Source organism: Corallococcus llansteffanensis (assembly GCF_003612055.1).
Taxonomy (GTDB): domain Bacteria; phylum Myxococcota; class Myxococcia; order Myxococcales; family Myxococcaceae; genus Corallococcus; species Corallococcus llansteffanensis.
Window position 1 is genome coordinate 1 of the sequence record NZ_RAWB01001073.1, and the last position, 1,045, is coordinate 1,045.

General features: G+C 76.9%; 1 protein-coding gene. It reads right to left on the reverse strand.

The window, feature by feature from the left end:
* On the reverse strand, positions 1–1,045 hold a 1,045-nt coding region (locus tag D7V93_RS43405), incomplete at both ends, for a tRNA modification GTPase (protein WP_244237859.1).

Sequence of the window (1,045 nt, forward strand, 5' to 3'; positions counted from 1 at the left end):
GGGGAGGGGCCTCGACAGATACCGGGCCCGTGCCTCCCACGGGAGCGACATCACACTTGCCGGTGACGACGAGCACGGGCGTGGCGCCGGCCTCGCGCGTCCACGACGAGGCCTCGTCCGTGGAGGCCTCCGGGGGCAGCACGAGCACCGCCAGGTCCACGGCCGCGAGCAGGTCCCGGGTGCGCGCGATGCCCAGGGCCTCCACGCGGCCGGGGGCCTCGCGCAGGCCGGCGGTGTCGTAGAGCGTCACGCCCAGCCCGTCCCATTCGACGCGGGCCTCCAGCGCATCGCGGGTGGTGCCGGGCTCGGCGTCCACGAGCGCGCGGTCCTCGCCCACCAGCCGGTTGAACAGCGTGGACTTGCCCGCGTTCACCGGGCCGTACAGGGCCACGCGCGCGCCCTGGCGCACCAGCCGGCCGCGCCCCACTTCGGCACGCAGGGCCTCGGCTTCGGCGCGCAAGGTGGTGACCCGGGGACCGGCCTCCGCGTCCGCGCCCTCCGCCTCGTCGGGAAAGTTGAGGACACCCTCCAGGTCCGCGTGGAGCGCGCGCAGCGGTTCCTCCAGCGCGCGGATCCGCTCCGCCAGCGCCCCGGACAGCCCGGCCGCGGCGGCGCGCACGGCGGCCTCCGAGTCCGCCGCCACCAGGTCCGCGACCGCCTCCGCGCGGGTCAGGTCGATGCGGCCGTTCAGGAACGCGCGCCGGGTGAACTCGCCGGGAAGGGCAGGGCGGACCCGGTCGTCCTCCAGCGTCCGCGCGAGCAGCAGCCGCAAGAGGCGCGGACTGCCATGCGCCTGGAGCTCCACCACGTCCTCGCCGGTGAAGGACTGGGGCCCGCGGAAGTAGAGGAACAGGCCCTCGTCGAGCACGCCGCCCGCCGCGTCCACGAACGTGGCCAGGTACGCATGGCGGGGCGTGGGCACCCCGGGAACACCGGGCGCGAGCGCGCGGCCCACCGCCAACGCCGCCGGCCCCGACAGCCGGAGGATGCCCACCGCGCCTGCCGCGGGCGCGGTGGCGAGGGCGACGATGGTGGCGGAAGGGGG